The 15,303-nt window shown below is 67.8% G+C and carries 18 protein-coding genes; 9 read left to right on the top strand and 9 right to left on the bottom strand.

Annotation, left to right across the window (positions count from 1 at the left end; genetic code table 11):
- Nucleotides 1-4 precede the first annotated feature (4 nt).
- The 7 genes from ACW17Y_RS08895 to ACW17Y_RS08865 all read left to right on the top strand — a co-directional run bounded on the left by ACW17Y_RS08895 (nt 5) and on the right by ACW17Y_RS08865 (nt 4,133).
- Nucleotides 5-391 carry an SUF system Fe-S cluster assembly protein gene (locus ACW17Y_RS08895; protein WP_492038271.1) on the top strand — a complete coding sequence of 129 codons (387 nt, stop codon included), beginning with the start codon at nt 5-7 and terminating at the stop codon, nt 389-391.
- Nucleotides 392-400: 9 nt separating this feature from the next.
- Entirely contained in the window at nt 401-820 is a 420-nt protein-coding gene (locus ACW17Y_RS08890) for a HesB/IscA family protein (protein WP_492035364.1), read from the top strand.
- Between the two features lies 1 nt (nt 821).
- Nucleotides 822-1,817 (top strand): methionine ABC transporter ATP-binding protein, encoded by a 996-nt coding sequence (locus ACW17Y_RS08885; protein WP_492035363.1) that lies wholly within the window; start codon nt 822-824, stop codon nt 1,815-1,817.
- Nucleotides 1,817-2,479, top strand: coding sequence for a methionine ABC transporter permease (locus ACW17Y_RS08880; protein ID WP_492035362.1), 663 nt, complete (start codon nt 1,817-1,819; stop codon nt 2,477-2,479). The genes ACW17Y_RS08885 and ACW17Y_RS08880 overlap by 1 nt, the downstream gene beginning before the upstream one ends.
- 23 nt (nt 2,480-2,502) lie before the next feature.
- Complete coding sequence (locus tag ACW17Y_RS08875) at nt 2,503-3,306, top strand: MetQ/NlpA family ABC transporter substrate-binding protein (RefSeq protein WP_492035361.1); 804 nt, start codon at nt 2,503-2,505, stop codon at nt 3,304-3,306.
- A gap of 98 nt (nt 3,307-3,404) precedes the next feature.
- A complete protein-coding gene (locus ACW17Y_RS08870) occupies nt 3,405-3,761 on the top strand; it encodes a hypothetical protein (RefSeq protein WP_492035360.1) in 357 nt (118 codons plus the stop codon).
- A 3-nt stretch (nt 3,762-3,764) separates the two neighbouring features.
- A complete protein-coding gene (locus ACW17Y_RS08865) occupies nt 3,765-4,133 on the top strand; it encodes a TfoX/Sxy family protein (RefSeq protein WP_492035359.1) in 369 nt (122 codons plus the stop codon).
- Here the strand turns inward: ACW17Y_RS08865 and ACW17Y_RS08860 are convergent.
- The 3 genes from ACW17Y_RS08860 to ACW17Y_RS08850 form a co-directional block, all read right to left on the bottom strand.
- Nucleotides 4,123-4,905: a lysophospholipid acyltransferase family protein gene (locus tag ACW17Y_RS08860; protein ID WP_492035358.1), complete on the bottom strand. Its 783-nt coding sequence runs from the start codon at nt 4,903-4,905 to the stop codon at nt 4,123-4,125. The two genes, ACW17Y_RS08865 and ACW17Y_RS08860, sit on opposite strands and share 11 nt — an antisense overlap.
- 46 nt (nt 4,906-4,951) lie before the next feature.
- The gene (locus ACW17Y_RS08855) at nt 4,952-6,007 is read right to left on the bottom strand and encodes a GGDEF domain-containing protein (protein ID WP_492035357.1); all 1,056 of its coding nucleotides are present in this window, start codon (nt 6,005-6,007) and stop codon (nt 4,952-4,954) included.
- A gap of 114 nt (nt 6,008-6,121) precedes the next feature.
- Complete coding sequence (locus ACW17Y_RS08850) at nt 6,122-7,699, bottom strand: DEAD/DEAH box helicase (RefSeq protein ID WP_492035356.1); 1,578 nt, start codon at nt 7,697-7,699, stop codon at nt 6,122-6,124.
- A gap of 294 nt (nt 7,700-7,993) precedes the next feature.
- Here ACW17Y_RS08850 and ACW17Y_RS08845 point away from each other — a divergent pair, with 294 nt between their 5' ends.
- Both ACW17Y_RS08845 and ACW17Y_RS08840 read left to right on the top strand, forming a co-directional pair.
- Nucleotides 7,994-8,353 (top strand): hypothetical protein, encoded by a 360-nt coding sequence (locus tag ACW17Y_RS08845; protein ID WP_492035355.1) that lies wholly within the window; start codon nt 7,994-7,996, stop codon nt 8,351-8,353.
- 91 nt (nt 8,354-8,444) lie between these two features.
- The gene (locus tag ACW17Y_RS08840; RefSeq protein ID WP_492035354.1) at nt 8,445-9,812 is read left to right on the top strand and encodes an MATE family efflux transporter; all 1,368 of its coding nucleotides are present in this window, start codon (nt 8,445-8,447) and stop codon (nt 9,810-9,812) included.
- On the opposite strand, the gene parE is transcribed toward ACW17Y_RS08840, so the two are convergent.
- From parE to ACW17Y_RS08810, 6 genes are all read right to left on the bottom strand, one after another.
- Nucleotides 9,809-11,899: a DNA topoisomerase IV subunit B gene (gene parE, locus ACW17Y_RS08835; RefSeq protein WP_492035353.1), complete on the bottom strand. Its 2,091-nt coding sequence runs from the start codon at nt 11,897-11,899 to the stop codon at nt 9,809-9,811. The two genes, ACW17Y_RS08840 and parE, sit on opposite strands and share 4 nt — an antisense overlap.
- Nucleotides 11,865-13,211, bottom strand: coding sequence for an O-antigen ligase family protein (locus ACW17Y_RS08830; RefSeq protein WP_492035352.1), 1,347 nt, complete (start codon nt 13,209-13,211; stop codon nt 11,865-11,867). The genes parE and ACW17Y_RS08830 overlap by 35 nt, the downstream gene beginning before the upstream one ends.
- A gap of 47 nt (nt 13,212-13,258) precedes the next feature.
- Nucleotides 13,259-13,615: a hypothetical protein gene (locus ACW17Y_RS08825; protein ID WP_492035351.1), complete on the bottom strand. Its 357-nt coding sequence runs from the start codon at nt 13,613-13,615 to the stop codon at nt 13,259-13,261.
- 123 nt (nt 13,616-13,738) lie between these two features.
- Nucleotides 13,739-14,125, bottom strand: a complete 387-nt coding sequence (locus tag ACW17Y_RS08820; protein ID WP_492035350.1) for a hypothetical protein — start codon at nt 14,123-14,125, stop codon at nt 13,739-13,741.
- A gap of 4 nt (nt 14,126-14,129) precedes the next feature.
- Complete coding sequence (locus ACW17Y_RS08815; protein WP_492035349.1) at nt 14,130-14,549, bottom strand: hypothetical protein; 420 nt, start codon at nt 14,547-14,549, stop codon at nt 14,130-14,132.
- Nucleotides 14,550-14,703: 154 nt separating this feature from the next.
- Complete coding sequence (locus tag ACW17Y_RS08810; protein WP_492035348.1) at nt 14,704-15,288, bottom strand: GNAT family N-acetyltransferase; 585 nt, start codon at nt 15,286-15,288, stop codon at nt 14,704-14,706.
- Nucleotides 15,289-15,303 lie beyond the last annotated feature (15 nt).

The following is a 15,303-nucleotide window of genomic DNA, read 5'->3' as shown; positions in this document are numbered from 1 at the left end:
CGAGATGGACGGAAAGATCAGCAGCAGCGAGACCTTCGCCGACACCTGGGCGGAGCCGCAGACGGCCGCCCTGCCGCAGGCCGAACTCGACAGGCTCACCGATGAGTTGATCGCGGCGTTGAAGACCGTCTACGACCCGGAAATCCCGGTCGACATCTATGAGCTGGGCCTGATCTACAAGGTGGACCTGTCGGACGACAAAGATGTCCTGATCGACATGACCCTCACGGCGCCCGGTTGCCCCGTGGCCGGCGAAATGCCGGGGTGGATTGAGGACGCGGTGATGAAGGTCGAGGGCATCAAGTCGGCGCGCGCCAACCTCGTGTTCGACCCGCCGTGGGATTCCTCCAAGATGAGCGACGAGGCGAAGCTCGCCTTGAACATGTTCTGAGGTGACGTGATGACCGACTTCGAGACATCGTCATCCTCCGGCCTGACCGGGGGGCGTCCCCGTCGCCCTCGCCCCAAGGTCGTGTCCCTGACCGATGCGGCAGCCGAGCGCGTGCGCGAGATCATGGCCAATGCGGAAAAGGCCTACGTCGGCCTGCGCGTCGGGGTGAAGAACGGCGGCTGCGCCGGGCAGGAATACACCTTCGCCTATGCCGATCAGATCAACCCCCTTGAGGAGGTGGTCGAGGACAAGGGCGTCACCATACTGATCGAGCCCAAGGCGATCCTGTTCCTGATCGGGTCGGAGATCGACTACGAGACGACCAGGCTGGCGTCCAAATTCGTGTTCCGCAATCCGAACCAGACCGACGCCTGCGGCTGTGGCGAGAGCGTCACCATCATCCCGGCCGCGGCGCTCGAGACCGACTGACATGATCCGGCTGGAAGGGGTCACCAAGCGCTATCGCAGCGCGGCGGGCGAACGCGTGGCGCTGGACGCCGTCGATCTGCATGTGGCGAAGGGACAGGTGTTCGGGGTGGTCGGCCGCTCCGGCGCCGGCAAGTCGACCCTGATCCGCACCATCAACCGGCTGGAGACACCGGACGCCGGGCGGGTCTTCGTCGGTGATCGGGAGATCACGGCGATGAAGCCCGCCGAGCTGCGCGCCGCGCGGCGTCGGATCGGCATGATCTTCCAGCATTTCAACCTGCTGAACGCGAAGACCATCGCCGAAAACGTCGCCTTCCCCTTGCAGCTCGAAGGGCGGCCGCCAACGGAGATCGCGCGGCGGACGGCGGAGCTGCTGGATCAACTCGGCCTGGCGGAACACGCAAGGAAGCATCCGGCCCAGTTGTCGGGCGGCCAGAAGCAGCGCGTCGGCATCGCCCGCGCCCTGGCCTGCGGACCCGACGTGCTCCTGTGCGACGAGGCGACCAGCGCGCTCGACCCCGAGACGACCGACGAGATTCTCGGGCTGCTGGACGGGCTCAACCGCGACCTCGGCCTGACCATCGTCCTTATAACCCACCAGATGGAGGTGGTGCGCCGCGTCTGCGACCGCGTCGCGGTGCTCAAGGACGGGCGGCTGGTGGAGGAGGGGGCGACGGCCGACGTCTTCCTGCATCCCAAATCGCCGGTGACCCGCGCCATGCTGGCCGAGGGCGAGGGCGGCGAAACCCATGACGCCTCGGTCGTCCCGGCGGGCGGTCGGCTGGCGAAACTGACCTTCCGCGGCGGCTCGACCTACGAGCCGGAACTCAGCCGCGTGGCGCGCACGACCGGCGTCGACTATTCGATCCTGTCCGGCCGGATCAGCCGTATCCGGGGCGAACCCTATGGCCAGATGGTCGTGGCCTTCACCGGCGGGGACGCCGAGGCGGCGGTGGCGCAACTGACTGCGCGCGGCGTGGTCGTGGAGCCCCTGTGATGGACTTCTTCGTCAACATCGACTGGCCCGAAATCCTGCGGGCGACGCGCGACACCCTGCTGATGCTGGGCGGCGCCATGGCGCTGACGGTCGTGTTCGGTATCCCGCTGGGCGTGCTGCTCTACCTGTCGGGCAAGGGGCGGCTGGCGGCCAATCCGGTGCTGAACGGGGTGCTGTCGCTGGTGGTGAATATCCTCCGGTCCGTGCCCTTCATCATCCTGCTGATCGTCATGCTGCCGGTGACGGTGCTGCTCGTAGGGACCTCGCTGGGGGTCGCCGGCGCCATCCCGCCGCTGGTCGTCGGGGCCGCGCCCTTCTATGCGCGCCTGGTCGAGACGGCGCTGCGCGAGGTGGACAAGGGCGTGGTCGAGGCGACCCAGGCCATGGGCGGCTCGACCTTCCAGATCGTCACCCGCGCCCTGTTGCCCGAGGCCATGCCCGGCATCATCGCCGGCGCCACGGTCACGGCCATCGCGCTCGTCAGTTATACGGCCATGGCGGGCGTGGTCGGCGCCGGCGGGCTCGGCGACCTGGCGATCCGGTTCGGCTATCAGCGGTTCCAGACCGACGTCATGGTGGTGACCGTAGTTCTGCTGCTGGTGCTCGTACAAATTCTGCAGATGATCGGCGACCGTCTGGTCGCTAGGGTCTCGCACCGCTGACATTCGACTTTGAGAGACTTCCTATGCTTCGACGCACCCTGATCCTCGCCGCCGCCGCGCTGGCGCTCGCTGCCTGCGGCCAGGGGACGGAGAAGGCCGCCGACGGATCGGCTCCGCTGATCGTGGGCGCGACGGCCGTCCCGCACGCCGAGATCCTGGAGTTCATCAAGCCGACGCTGGCGGCCGAAGGGTTCCCGATCGAGATCAAGGTCTTCAACGACTACGTTCAGCCGAACACCCAGCTGGCCGAACGCCGGATCGACGCCAACTACTTCCAGACCAAACCCTATCTCGATGAGTTCAACGTCGCCCGGAACGCTGATCTGATCACCGTCGCCGGCGTCCACGTCGAGCCTCTGGGCGCCTATTCCCGCAAGCACGAGACGCTGGCCGCCGTACCCAACGGCGCCGACGTCGCCCTGCCGAACGATGCCTCAAACACGGGACGTTCGCTGCTGCTGCTGCAGTCGGCGGGCCTGATCACCCTGCGCGATCCGGCCAATCCGCTTCAGACTGTGCGTGATATCGTCGGCAATCCGAAGAACCTGACCTTCCGGGAGATCGAGGCGGCGACCCTGCCGCGCGTGCTGGATCAGGTCGATCTGGCGGTGATCAACACCAACTATGCGCTAGACGCCGGTCTGAAGCCGAAGACCGACGCCCTGGCGCTGGAGGGCGGCGACAGCCCCTATGTGAACTATCTCGTCGCCCGGCCGGACAATCAGAACGACCCGCGCATTCAGGCCCTGGCGCGGGCCCTGCGCAGCCAGGCGGTGAAGGACTTCATCGCGCAGAAGTACGACGGGGCGGTTGTGCCGGCTGCTTGACGAGCCCTTTGAGTTGAGGTCATCATCACCTGATGAGACAGCATGCTCAAGGCTAGGCATCGCACCCCTCCCTCGGCGCTCGAGCGCTGCGGGCTGTCGTGACCGGGATTCTCATCGCCGGCCTGGTCGCCCTGTTTCACTGGATCAGGAAAGACGGTGAGACCTCCGCCCTGACCTTCGCCGCGAGCGCGCTGGCCGCCTCCATGGTGACCTTCGTCCTGGACTTCCTTCCGCGTGTTCGCGCGAGGCGGCGGTCGGTGGCAGGCATGAGCCTGGCGACAGCGGTCCTCGGTGCGCTCGCGTTCACCGCTAACGGTTTGTTCGGCGGTGGCGATTGGACGCCGATTCAATGGCTATCGGCTGTCGCAGTGGGCGCGGCCTGCGGGGCGGTCATTGGAGCCCTGCTCGCCGGGATCAACAACTTCGGCCGTCGGCGAGACTCGGTCGCGGCCTGACGCATGGCCTATGATCCCGACTTCGGCGAGTGGGTGCGGGAGCATTTCGCGGCCCTGGGTCCGCTGGAGATCAAGCGGATGTTCGGCGCAGGGGCGGTCTATGCCCACGGCCTGATCTTCGCCCTGCTGGAAGACGGGACGGTCTGGCTCAAGGCCGACGAGGTGAACCAGCCTTTGCTTGAGGCGGCCGGGTCGCGTCAGTTCACCTATCCGACCAAGGACGGTGAGACGATGACCATGGCCTACTGGTCCTTGCCGGAGGCAGCGCTCGACGATCCGGACGAAGCCGTCGACTGGGCGCGCCACGCGATCGATGCTGCGCTGCGCAAGGCGGCGGCGAAGAAGCCGCGCAAGCCCAGGGTCAAGCCGTAGCGGGCGCCTTGGCCCGGGCCGCTTCGTCCGGCGCGAGCACGCGGACGTTCGGAAAGACCGGGCCGCCCCGTGCCTGGGCGATCAGTTCGGCGGTGCGGTCCTCGACGACGGCTTCGAGCCGGGCGAGGAATTCCTCCTTGCCGAGGCCTGTCGGTATCGGATCGAGGAACTCCAGCGTCGCCGTGCCCGGGTGTTTCTCATAGGCTTCCTGCGGCCAGAACAGGCCGAGGTTGGAGGCCAGCGGCACGACCGGCATGTCGAAGTCGCGATACATGTGCCAGACGCCGGAGCGGTATCTGAACTTCTCGCCGACCTTCGCCAGATTGCCCTCCGGATAGATCAGGATCTTGCGGCCCTCGGCATGGGCCGTCGCGCCGCTCTGTTTCAGCGAATCGCGGGCTTCGCGGCCGCCGCAGTTGTTGACGACGATGGCGCCGAGCTTGCGCAGCACTGTGCCCAGCAGCGGGAATTTCTCGAGGTGATCGCCGGTGACGAAGGCCAGGTCGTCGAACTGGTCGTAGGTGGCGAAGCCGTCGCCCCAGCTCTGGTGTTTCGACGCGATGATGAAGGCGCCGGTCGGCAGACGCTCCTTGCCGCGCACCTCGATCCGGATGCCGGCGAAGATTCGCATGGCCTGCACCATGCGCTTCACATAGCGCCGGATGACCCAGGCGGTGGCGTTCCGGCCGGGCGCGAGGGCGGCGAAGGCGGCGGTCAGCCCGTAGGCGATCGACAGAAACCAGTAGGCGACATTGAACGCAAAACTTCGCATGGCTTGTCTTAGCGCGCTACCGGCCGTTGGCCTACTTGAGCGCGGATCAGGCCGCTTCTTCGAGCCGTTCGCCGTTGGTGACCTTGTTCCGGCCGGTGCGCTTTGAGGCGTAGAGGGCCTCGTCGGCGCGGTCCAGAAGGGAAGAGCCGCTCTCGCCGGGACGACGCTGGGCGACGCCCGCCGAAACAGTCACGGCGCCGAGTTCGTCGTTGGTCGAGCGACGACGCAGGGCGCGGGTGCCGATTTCCACGCGCATGGTGTTCAGCGCAGCCTCGACGACGGCAGCGCTTTCCGACGGGAAGATGATGGCGAACTCCTCGCCCCCGTAGCGGGCGGCGACGCGGGGGGCCTTGGAGACGCGGCCGATGACGCTGGCGACGTAGCGCAGGACCTGGTCGCCGGTCTGGTGGCCCCAGGTGTCGTTGAACCGCTTGAAGTGATCGATGTCGAGGACGGCGAGGCTGAGCGTCTGGCGCTTCTTCTCGGCCTCGTCGCAGGCCCGCAGCAGTTCCTCGTCGAAGGCCTTGCGGTTCGCCAGGTTCGTAAGGGCGTCCGTCATGGCGTCGCGGCGGACCTGTTCCAGATGCTCGCGCAGACGGGCAACTTCCTTGGTGGAGGTCTCCAGACGCTTCTCGAGGGTGGCGTTCTCGGCCTGGACCAGGGTCGTGGCCTTGGTCAGCTTGGAGACGACGCCGAGCAGGTCGCTCGGCTCGGAGGCGCCCTCCAGGTGGGCCGAGGCGCCGGCCAGGGTCTCGCCATAGGCCGCCTGCGAACGCTGGGCCTTGGCGATGGCTTCCGAGACGGTCGACAGTTCGCGGTTCAGCACGGCGCCGGCGTCGCGGATTTCCTCGGAGAGGCGGCCGCGGGGCAGGTATTCGGCGGCCAGCATCTCGGCCGTGCCCTCGGTGAAGGCGTCGCCGACGGCCAGCAGCCGCATCATTTCCTGACCGAGGGCGCCGTCGGGGTCGCCCAGATAGTGGATCCAGAGCTCGAAGTTGAGCGGGGTCGGCCACACGCCGGCACGCTCCATCTCCTCGACCGCCTTGCGGGCGAGGCCGAAGGCTTCCGGCCCCCGCAGCGTGGTCTGGACCTGTGTGGACATTCTGTTTTCCCGACCGGCGTTCTTTAGGAAACGCTCTACAGGCCGAAGCCTAGCCCGGTGTTCCGTAACGCCGGGTTAAGCGGTGCCGTGAAATCGGGAGAACAGACTCCGAATTCAACCTTTGCGCGTGCTCGGGCGCCGCAGGAACGCAGGGATGTCTCCCCCGAAGCCGGCGCCTTCGCGGGCGGGCGGCGCATCGCGTTCGGTCCGGCCGCCGGGTCGGCGATCGGCCTGGCGCAGGCGGGGTTCTGCGGCGGCGACCGGCTGTGGGCTGTCTTGCGGCACAGCGGGCGCCGGGGCCGGAGCGACCTCAGCAGGCGCGGCCTCGACCTGAACGGCCTCGGTCGCCTTGCTGGGGCGACGGCTGCGGGTGCGACGGGCGGGAGGTGCGGCCTGCGCGTCGGGAGCCTCCACGGCGACGGGAGCGGGCGCCGCGTCCGCGACCTCGGCGACCGGTTCGGGCGTCGGGCGTTCGCCACGGCTGCGGCCACGGGCGGGTCGGCCCTCGCCGCGCGCTTCAGGCTTGCTGTCCGAACGGCGGGCGCCGCCCAGGTTCGACCAGTCGATGTCGAGCACCAGCTCTTCCGGCTGCATCTTGATCAGCTTCATCACCTTGTCGAGCGACTTGTCGTCGGCCGGGGTCACGATCATGAAGGCCTGACCCGTCTTGCCCGCGCGACCGGTGCGGCCGATGCGGTGGACGTAGTCGTCGGCGTGGTGCGAGACGTCGTAGTTGAAGACGTGGCTGACGTCCGGGATGTCCAGACCACGCGCGGCGACATCGGAGGCCACCAGGATCTTCAGCGCGCCCGAGCGGAAGTCGGCGAGCGTCTTCGTGCGCAGGGACTGGTCGAGATCGCCATGGATCGGGGCTGCGTCGAAGCCGTGCTGCTTCAGCGACTTGGCGACGACGTCGACTTCCGACTTCCTGTTGCAGAAGACGATGCCGTTCCTGACGTCGGCCCGCTCCATCAGGGCGCGCAGGGCGGCGCGCTTGGCCTTGGGATCGGAGGAAGGGATGCGGACCAGATACTGGGTGATGGTCTCGGCCGTCATGGCGGGGCGCGAGGCCTCGATCCGGGTCGGGTCCTTGAGGAAGGCCTGGGTCAGACGGGTGATCTCGGGCGGCATGGTGGCCGAGAAGAACAGGGTCTGGCGCTTGGGCGGGGTCAGTTTGAAGATGCGCTCGATGTCGGGAATGAAACCCATGTCGAGCATGCGGTCGGCTTCGTCGACGACCATCAGCTCCACGCCCGTCAGCAGCATCTTGCCGCGTTCGAACAGGTCCAGCAGACGGCCGGGCGTGGCGATCAGGACATCGACGCCCTTGTTCAGCGCCGCGACCTGGTCGCCCATGGAGACGCCGCCGATCAACAGCACCCAGCTCAGCTTGGTGCCCTTGGCGTATTTCTCGAAGCTCATCGCGACCTGGTCGGCCAGTTCACGGGTCGGGGCGAGGACCAGGGCGCGGGGCATGCGGGCCCGGGCGCGGCCCTTGGACAGGCGTTCGATGAGCGGAAGGGTGAAGGCGGCGGTCTTGCCGGTGCCCGTCTGGGCGATGCCGAGCACATCGCGACCGGCGAGGGCCACGGGAATGGCCTGGGCCTGAATCGGAGTGGCGGTCGTGTAACCGGTGTCGATGACGGCTTGAAGAGTCGTGGGCGAGAGGCCCAGTTGGGAGAATTCGGTCATGCGTCCTTAGGACAAAGGCCCGGTCGCCAGGGGCGCCGGGTTGGGACTGTTCGACCGATGCGAGACGGATCGGTCGGGGAGGCCGCGCCATCGTGGCGTGGCGGGGGATACGCGGAACCACCCTGTCTCTGGGCGAGCGGGTGGCGCGGTAAGCCAGTCCTGTCCCGAACGTGGCCCGGATATAGAAGCCCCCTCGCCAGAGTCAAGTATTCGCAAGGCACGGCAGCGCTTGGCAATTCGTGAACGAACGTTAATATTGGTCCTGGGGATTGGGATGCCGCGTGAGGTCAGGGCATGAGGAAATGGATCGGCGCGTTGGCGCTGGCGGCCGCCGTAGCGGCCCCGATGACGGCCTCGGCTGAAATCGACGAGACCTTCGGAAACACCGTTGTGTCGCGCTATCCGGACGGCGGCTGGGTCAAGCACTGGTTCGATCAGGACGGCTCTTATTCCGCTGAATTCTCCGATGGGCGACGGCTGGCGGCGCGCTGGCGGGTCGAGGGCGAACGGGTTTGCCTGAACGGCATTCGCCCGGCCTTCATGATGATCTCGCGCTTCTGCTCCCCGATGATTCAGGCCGGCGTCGGCGAAACCTGGGTGTCACGCGATCCGCTGGGACGCCGGGTGACCAACGTCTTGCAGCGCGGGCGGTAGATATATTGCCCGGGCAATATTGACGCGCAAATAACACCCGGATAAATCCATCCCGCAAAACTGCGATCGACCGCAGTTCGGGGAGGACGCGATGCAACAGGATCTGACTCAGGGATCGATCACCGGGAAACTGGTGGGGATGGCCGGGTTCATCGGCATCGGCCTCGTGTTCCAGACCCTCTATTTCATCGTCGACCTGTACTTCGTCGCGGGCCTCGGCGCTGCGGCGATCGCGGGCGTGGGGCTGGCGGGGAACGCCTTCTTCCTCAGCCTGGCATTGGCGCAGATGGTCGGAGTCGGGGCCCTGTCGCTGATCGCGCGATCGATCGGGGCGAAGGATTTCGGCGCTGCTGAGGGCGTTTATCGCCAGTCGATGATCCTGTCGCTGGGCCTGGGCGCGGCGACCCTCGTCGTCGGCTATCTGGCGACCGAACCGGCTCTGGCGTCGATCGCGGCGGACGCGGAGACCACGGCCATGGGCAAGGCCTATCTGTTCGGCTTCCTGCCGGCGCTGGCCCTGAGCTTCCCGACCAACGCCATGGGGTCGGCGTTGCGCGCGGCAGGCGTGGCGCGGCCGACCATGTTGTTGCAGTCGGGCACGGTCGTCCTCAACGCCATCCTGGCGCCCGTGCTGATCGCGGGCTGGGGCACTGGTATCCCGCTCGGCGTCTTCGGCGCGGGGCTGGCCAGTTCGATCGCGGCGGGGGTCGGTTTCCTGGGGATGCTGTTCGTGTTCGGCCGGTCCCAGACCCTGATCGCCCATCCGCTGAAATTGCCGAAACCCGACTGGAGCGTGTGCCGCCGGATCGTGGGGATCGGCCTGCCGACCGCGGGCGAGTTCCTGCTGATGTTCGTCATCACCGCCGTCGTCTACGGTGTCATCCGCCAGTTCGGCAGCGAGGCCCAGGCCGGATACGGCGTCGGCGCGCGGGTCATGCAGTCCATCTTCCTGCCGGCCATGGCGGTGTCCTTCGCGGTCGCCCCGGTGGCGGGCCAGAACTTCGGCGCGGGCCGTGCCGATCGCGTGCTACGCACGGTAAGGGATGCGGCGGTGCTGTCGTCGGGACTGATGCTGGTGCTGACCCTGGTCTGCCAGGTCTGGCCGCACGCCATGATCGCCGTCTTCGCCCATGATCCGGCGGTGATCGACGTGGGGGCGATGTTCCTGCGCATCGCCTCGCTCAACTTCCTGGCCACCGGGCTGATCTTCACAGCCTCGGGGACCTTCCAGGCGCTGGGCGACACCCGGCCGGCGCTGTGGGGCAGTTTCAGCCGGCTGATTACCTTCGCAGTCCCGGCGATCTGGCTGTCGGCCCAGCCCTGGGCGCGGCTGGAGTACATCTGGTGGCTGTCAGCGACCTCAGTGGCGATCCACTGCCTGGTGGCGCTGTGGTTCCTGCGGGCCCAACTGAAGCTCAAGCTGGCCGGGTTGGCGCCACGCGAGGCGGTCGCCGCCTAGACGTCCAGATCGGCTTGCGCGAACTGCGCATTGTCCTGGATGAAGCGGAAGCGGGCGTCGGCCTTCTTGCCCATCAGCCGTTCGACCAGGTCCTCGATCTCGTCTTCGCTCTCGGGGACGGTGACGCGGGCCAGGGTGCGCTTCTTCGGGTCCATGGTGGTCTCCTTGAGCTGGGAGGCCATCATCTCGCCGAGACCCTTGAACCGGCCGATCTCGGTCTTCTTGCCCTTGAAGACCGTGGCGATCAGCTCGTCGCGGTGAGCGTCGTCGCGGGCATATTCCGACAACGGCCCGGCGCTGATCCGGTAGAGCGGGGGCAGGGCCATGAACAGCCGGCCCTGGCGGATCACCTCGGGCATCGAGCGATAGAAGAAGGTGATCAGCAGGGCCGCGATATGGGCCCCGTCGACGTCGGCGTCGGTCATGATCACCACGCGCTCGTAGCGCAGCGCATCGATGTCGAAGCGCGGCCCGGGGGTGACGCCGAGAGCGAGGGTGAGGTCCGACAGCTCGATGTTCTGGCGCAGCTTGTCGGCCGTGGCCGAGGCGACGTTCAGGATCTTGCCGCGCAGGGGCAGGATGGCCTGGGTCTGACGGTCGCGCGCCTGTTTGGCGGAGCCGCCGGCCGAGTCGCCCTCGACGATGAACAGTTCGGTGCCGTTGGCCGACTGGCGCGAGCAGTCCGAGAGCTTGCCGGGCAGACGCAGCTTGCGGGTGGCCTGGGCGCGCTGGACTTCCTTGTCCTTGCGGCGACGCAGACGGTCCTCGGCGCGCTCGATGATGAAGCCGAGCAGGGTGTTGGCCTGACGCGGGTTCTCGGTCAGCCAGTGATCCAGCGGATCGCGCAGCAGGGCCTCGACCAGACGCTGGCCGTCGGCGGACGACAGGCGGTCCTTGGTCTGACCCTGGAACTCGGGATTGCGAATGAAGACGCTGATCAGGGCGCCGGCGTTGGCGATGACGTCCTCTGCCGTGATCTGGGTCGCGCGCTTCTCGTTGGTCAGTTCGCCATAGGACTTCAGGCCACGCACCAGGGCGGCGCGGAAGCCGGCCTCATGGGTGCCGCCGTCGGGCGTCGAGACGGTGTTGCAATAGGACTGGACGAAGCCGTCGGCCTCTCCGAAGCCGATGGGCGACCAGGTCACGGCCCATTCGACGGCGCCGGTCTCGCCCTTGCGTTCGACGCGGCCCGAGAAGGTCGGTGTGACGGTCTCCAGTTCACCGATCCGCTCGGACAGGGCGTCGGCCAGGCCGTTGGGGAAGTGGAAGGTGGCGGTCTCGGGCGTGGCGTCGGTGATCCGTTCCGGCGCGCAGGTCCATTTGATCTCCACGCCGCGGAACAGATAGGCCTTGGACCGGGCCATGCGGAACAGGCGGGCGGGCTTGAAGGCCGCGCCGACGCCGAAGATCTCCGCATCCGGATGGAAGCGGATCAGGGTGCCCTTCTTCTTCGAGGGCTGGAGTTGCTGGATGGGGCCGAGCGGAATCCCGCGCGAGAAGGACTGTTTCCACTCGAACCCGTCACGCCAGACGGTGACGTCCAGAACGTCCGACAGGGCGTTGACGACAGAGACACCGACGCCGTGCAAACCGCCCGAAGTTTCATAGGCTTTGCCGGAAAACTTGCCGCCCGAGTGGAGGACGGTCATGACCACCTCCAGCGCCGACTTGCCCGGATGTTTGGGGTGGGGATCGACCGGAATGCCGCGGCCGTCGTCGCGGACCGACAGGACGCCGTCGGCGTCGAGGTCGACGGTGATCAGCTTCGCATGCTTGGCGACGGCCTCGTCCATCGCGTTGTCGAGGACTTCGGCGAACAGGTGGTGCAGGGCGCGTTCGTCGGTGCCGCCGATATACATGCCGGGGCGTTTGCGGACGGGCTCCAGCCCTTCCAGCACCTCGATCGAGGAGGCGGAATAGCTGCCGGGGACGTGCGGTGCGACGGGCTGTGCGGGCGCGGCGGCTTGCGGCTTCAGCGCAGGTTCCTGGGCCGGTTCGGGCGCGGGCGCGGGCTTGGGTTCCGCAGCCGCCGGCTTCGGCGCTTCGGGCATGTCATCGAACAGGGACGGGACGGTGGACGCGGGCATGGGCGGAGTGTGCGGCGATTCGGGGAGCCGTCTGGTAGGCCCGTGACCGCCCTGTAGCAAGCGGCGCACGGACGGCATCGGGCTCGAACGCCAGGGCGCGCGCCAGGATGGCCAGCAGCAGGGTCCAGGGCAGGTTGGCGTGGCTCAGCAGCACGCTCTCCGACAGGCTGAGCAGCAGGAAGACCAGCAGATAGCCGATGGCGAAATAGCCTTCGCGCGCCCCCGAGCTCGGAATGCGGAAGACGGAGACGACAGTGGCCACGGCGACCGTGATGCCCACCGTGATCGCGCCGGGCCAGCCCAGCTGGATCAGCAGATCGATCCAGCCGTTATGCGCCGAAGGCACCGGCCACTGGGTCTCGGCGCGGATGAAGGCGGCGGGCACGGATTCGCGACCCCAGAAGGCCTGGTAGCCGAAGCCCGTCCATGGTCGTTCGGCGACCTCGCGCATCAGGGCCGCCCAGATGTCGGTCCGGCCGGTCAGGGAGGGGTCCTTGCCCAAGGCCGTCAGCACCATGGCCGGGTCGGTGATGAAGACATAGGCCGCGCCCGCCGTCAGCACGACGCCGAACCAGAGGGCGACGATGGAGAAGGCCGCGCCGCCGCGCTTCATCGCCCACAGTCCCCCGACCGCCCCGACGCCGAGCATGAGGCAGAGGAGGGAGGTCTTGGACTGGGTGGCGAGCACCAGCACGGCGCAGACGGCCAGGGTGATGGCGGGCAGCCGTCGTCGCTGATCACCGGAGGCGAGACAGGCGGCGGCGGCCACGGCCCCGGCCGACATGACCAGACCCATCTGGTTCTTCTCGTACCAGAGACCACGCCACAGGCCGGCGTTCTCCAGCTGGTGGACGCCGATGGTCGGGTTGACGAAGACCATGACCAGACTGCCCAGCCCCATGATCAGCGAGGCCAGCATCAGCATGCGCGGCAGGTGGCGTCCCTGGAAGGCCACGCCCAGATAGATGGCGAAGGCGCTTGAGATGGCCATGGCGATGACCCGCCTCTGGGTCACGCCCGGATCGATCGACCACCATTTCGAGGCGAAGGCCTGAAGCACCAGCACCGCCAGGATCAGCCAGGCCGGCCAGGCGCGGACCAGAACCGCTGGACGCAGGGCGATCAGGCCGGCGATCACGGCATAGACCGGCAACCAGACGAGCCGCAGGATCGGCGTCTCTTCCTGGCTGGGCGCAAAGACCGGGCCGATGAAGGCCTGGGTCAGCATCATGATCACGACGATGGCCGCCGCCTGTTCCCACAGGGGCGGACCGGGGTCGATCAGGTCAGGGGATTCGCCGGACGGTCGCACGACCCGCAGGGTCTGCGACGTCGGCTAACGAACCGTTAGGAACCGGCTCAGTCGAGCGGTTCGAGCGCAGCATCCAGACGCGGCGCGAGGGCCGGGTTGGCGTCCCGGAGCGCCCGACCCTCGGTGAACAGCGTGTCACAGCTGGCGGCCTCCATGGCTGCCTCGGTTTCGGCGCTGATCGCTCCGGCGGCTTCGGCGGCGTCCATCAGGCGAAGACAGATCGCCGCCCGCGCCTCAAGGGCGACGATGGGTTCAACGGTCGGGGCCGCTGGCGCCGCGGCGGCCACCGCAGCCGTCTCGGCGGATGCGGCGGCTGCGGCCGTCGCCGGGGCGGCGGGCTCTGCCGCCGGCTGGCAGGCGGCGAGGACGGCGGATGCGAGGCCGATCGCGATCACACGAGACATGGCGGACTTTCCCTCTGCGAACTGAACGACCAGCGTGACGCGAAATCTCGACTGTGGAAAGACAGACAGGAGCGACCCCCGTCCGGTCCGTCGCGGACGGGGCCTCAGTGCGTTCCGTCAGTCTCAATAGCGCGAGAGAAGCGCGTCGAGGCGAGCGACCACGGCAGGGTCGCCGCTCCGGGCGTCGCGCAACACGCGGACCTCGGCTAGCAGTTCGTCGCCGCACCTGAGTTCGTCCATCCTGGCATTGATGGCGCGATCCTGTTCGGAGTTGTCGCCGCCGAACTCGCTGCCGAGGAAGTCACAGCGGACGCCGCGCCACATCACGGCTTCGAGCGGGTCGGAGGGCTGGACGTTGACCGCCAGATAGCGGTCCTGCTCGGCCGTCCAGGCGTCTACGCCGGCCGTCGGCGCCGCCGGGGCGGGGGCAGCCGGAGGGGCCGGTTCGGAAACGGGTTTGCAGGCCGCGATAAGGAGGACCGTCAGGCTGATGGCGAGACTGCGGAACATCGAACTATGCTCCGTCGTGACGGGAAATGTAGGCGTCGAGGCGGGCGACCGCCGCGGTGTCTGTCATGCGCGTGGCGCGCAAGGCCTGGGCGTCCTCGAGTTGCCGGAAGCAGCCGATCTCCTCGATGCGGGCGTTGACGGCCTTGTCCTGTTCGGGATCGCCGCCGATCTCTCCGCCCAGGAAGTTGCAGTGGACCTCGCGCCACTCGAGTTCCTCGATCGGATCGGTCGGGACAGTCTCCATGCCGAGGTAGCGCTCCTCGAGCGCGGCCCAGACAGCGTCCTGGGCGGCCTGATCCGTCGCAGCGGCAGCAGTGGCGGTGGCGGTGGTCCCGGGCGGGGCAACGGCCGCTGCCGGTTCAGGTGCAGGCTGACAGGCGGACAGAACGACGGCCGTCAGGCCGATGGCGATGATCCGGAACATGGCTAGCCCTCCCCAGGCTCTTGAAAATGCACTGTGATTGGAAAGCCGGGTCGGGGGAAGGGCGTGCTGGACGAAAACCGGCCGGCTCGGCAGGTTCGAGGGAAACGTCGGGATGCCGAACGACGAGCCTGCTGCGTAGGCGCGCCCAGGGAACTCAGAGCGACTTGATCCAGAACTGCAGGGGTTTCATCGTGTCGGTCGCGTCGCCGAGATCCCTCCACGAGAATTTGGCCACTACGCCGTCGAGCGGCTCGTACCCGCGGGCGCGCCAGAAGGCGTCCAGCGTCCGCCAGGCTTGAGGGCGTGCCGGATGGTCGGCGGGGCGCCGCACGCCGCAGAAGGCGGCGTAACGACGGCCCAGATCGCGCGCATGCGCTTCGCGGGCGTCGAAGAAGGCGTGGCCGAGGCCCCGGCCCCGATACGCCGGCAACAGCACGGATTCGGCGCAGTAGAAGACGTCCGAAAGGGCGAGGCCGATCTCTGCGAAGGGCGCCGCGAACTCCGTCGCGTGATCCTCCATAGGCGTCCCGGTGGCGGCCCCGATCAGGGTGCCGCCGTCGAAGGCTCCGACTACGATCGCGTCCTGTGAGATGCGATAGCGCTCCAGATAGCGCCGCTCGTAATCCGGATCCCCGTCATAAAGGTAGGGCCAGTCGCGAAAGACAGCGATGCGGAGCCGCGCCACGTCGTCAAGCACGCCGGCGAGTTCAGCCCCTTGCAGGACACGCGTGGCAATCATCTGGCTCCGGCCGGA

Source organism: Brevundimonas sp. AVps7 (assembly GCF_058681545.1).
Note: the sequence above shows the minus strand (reverse complement) of the source record. Positions and strands in the feature narration are given on the sequence as shown.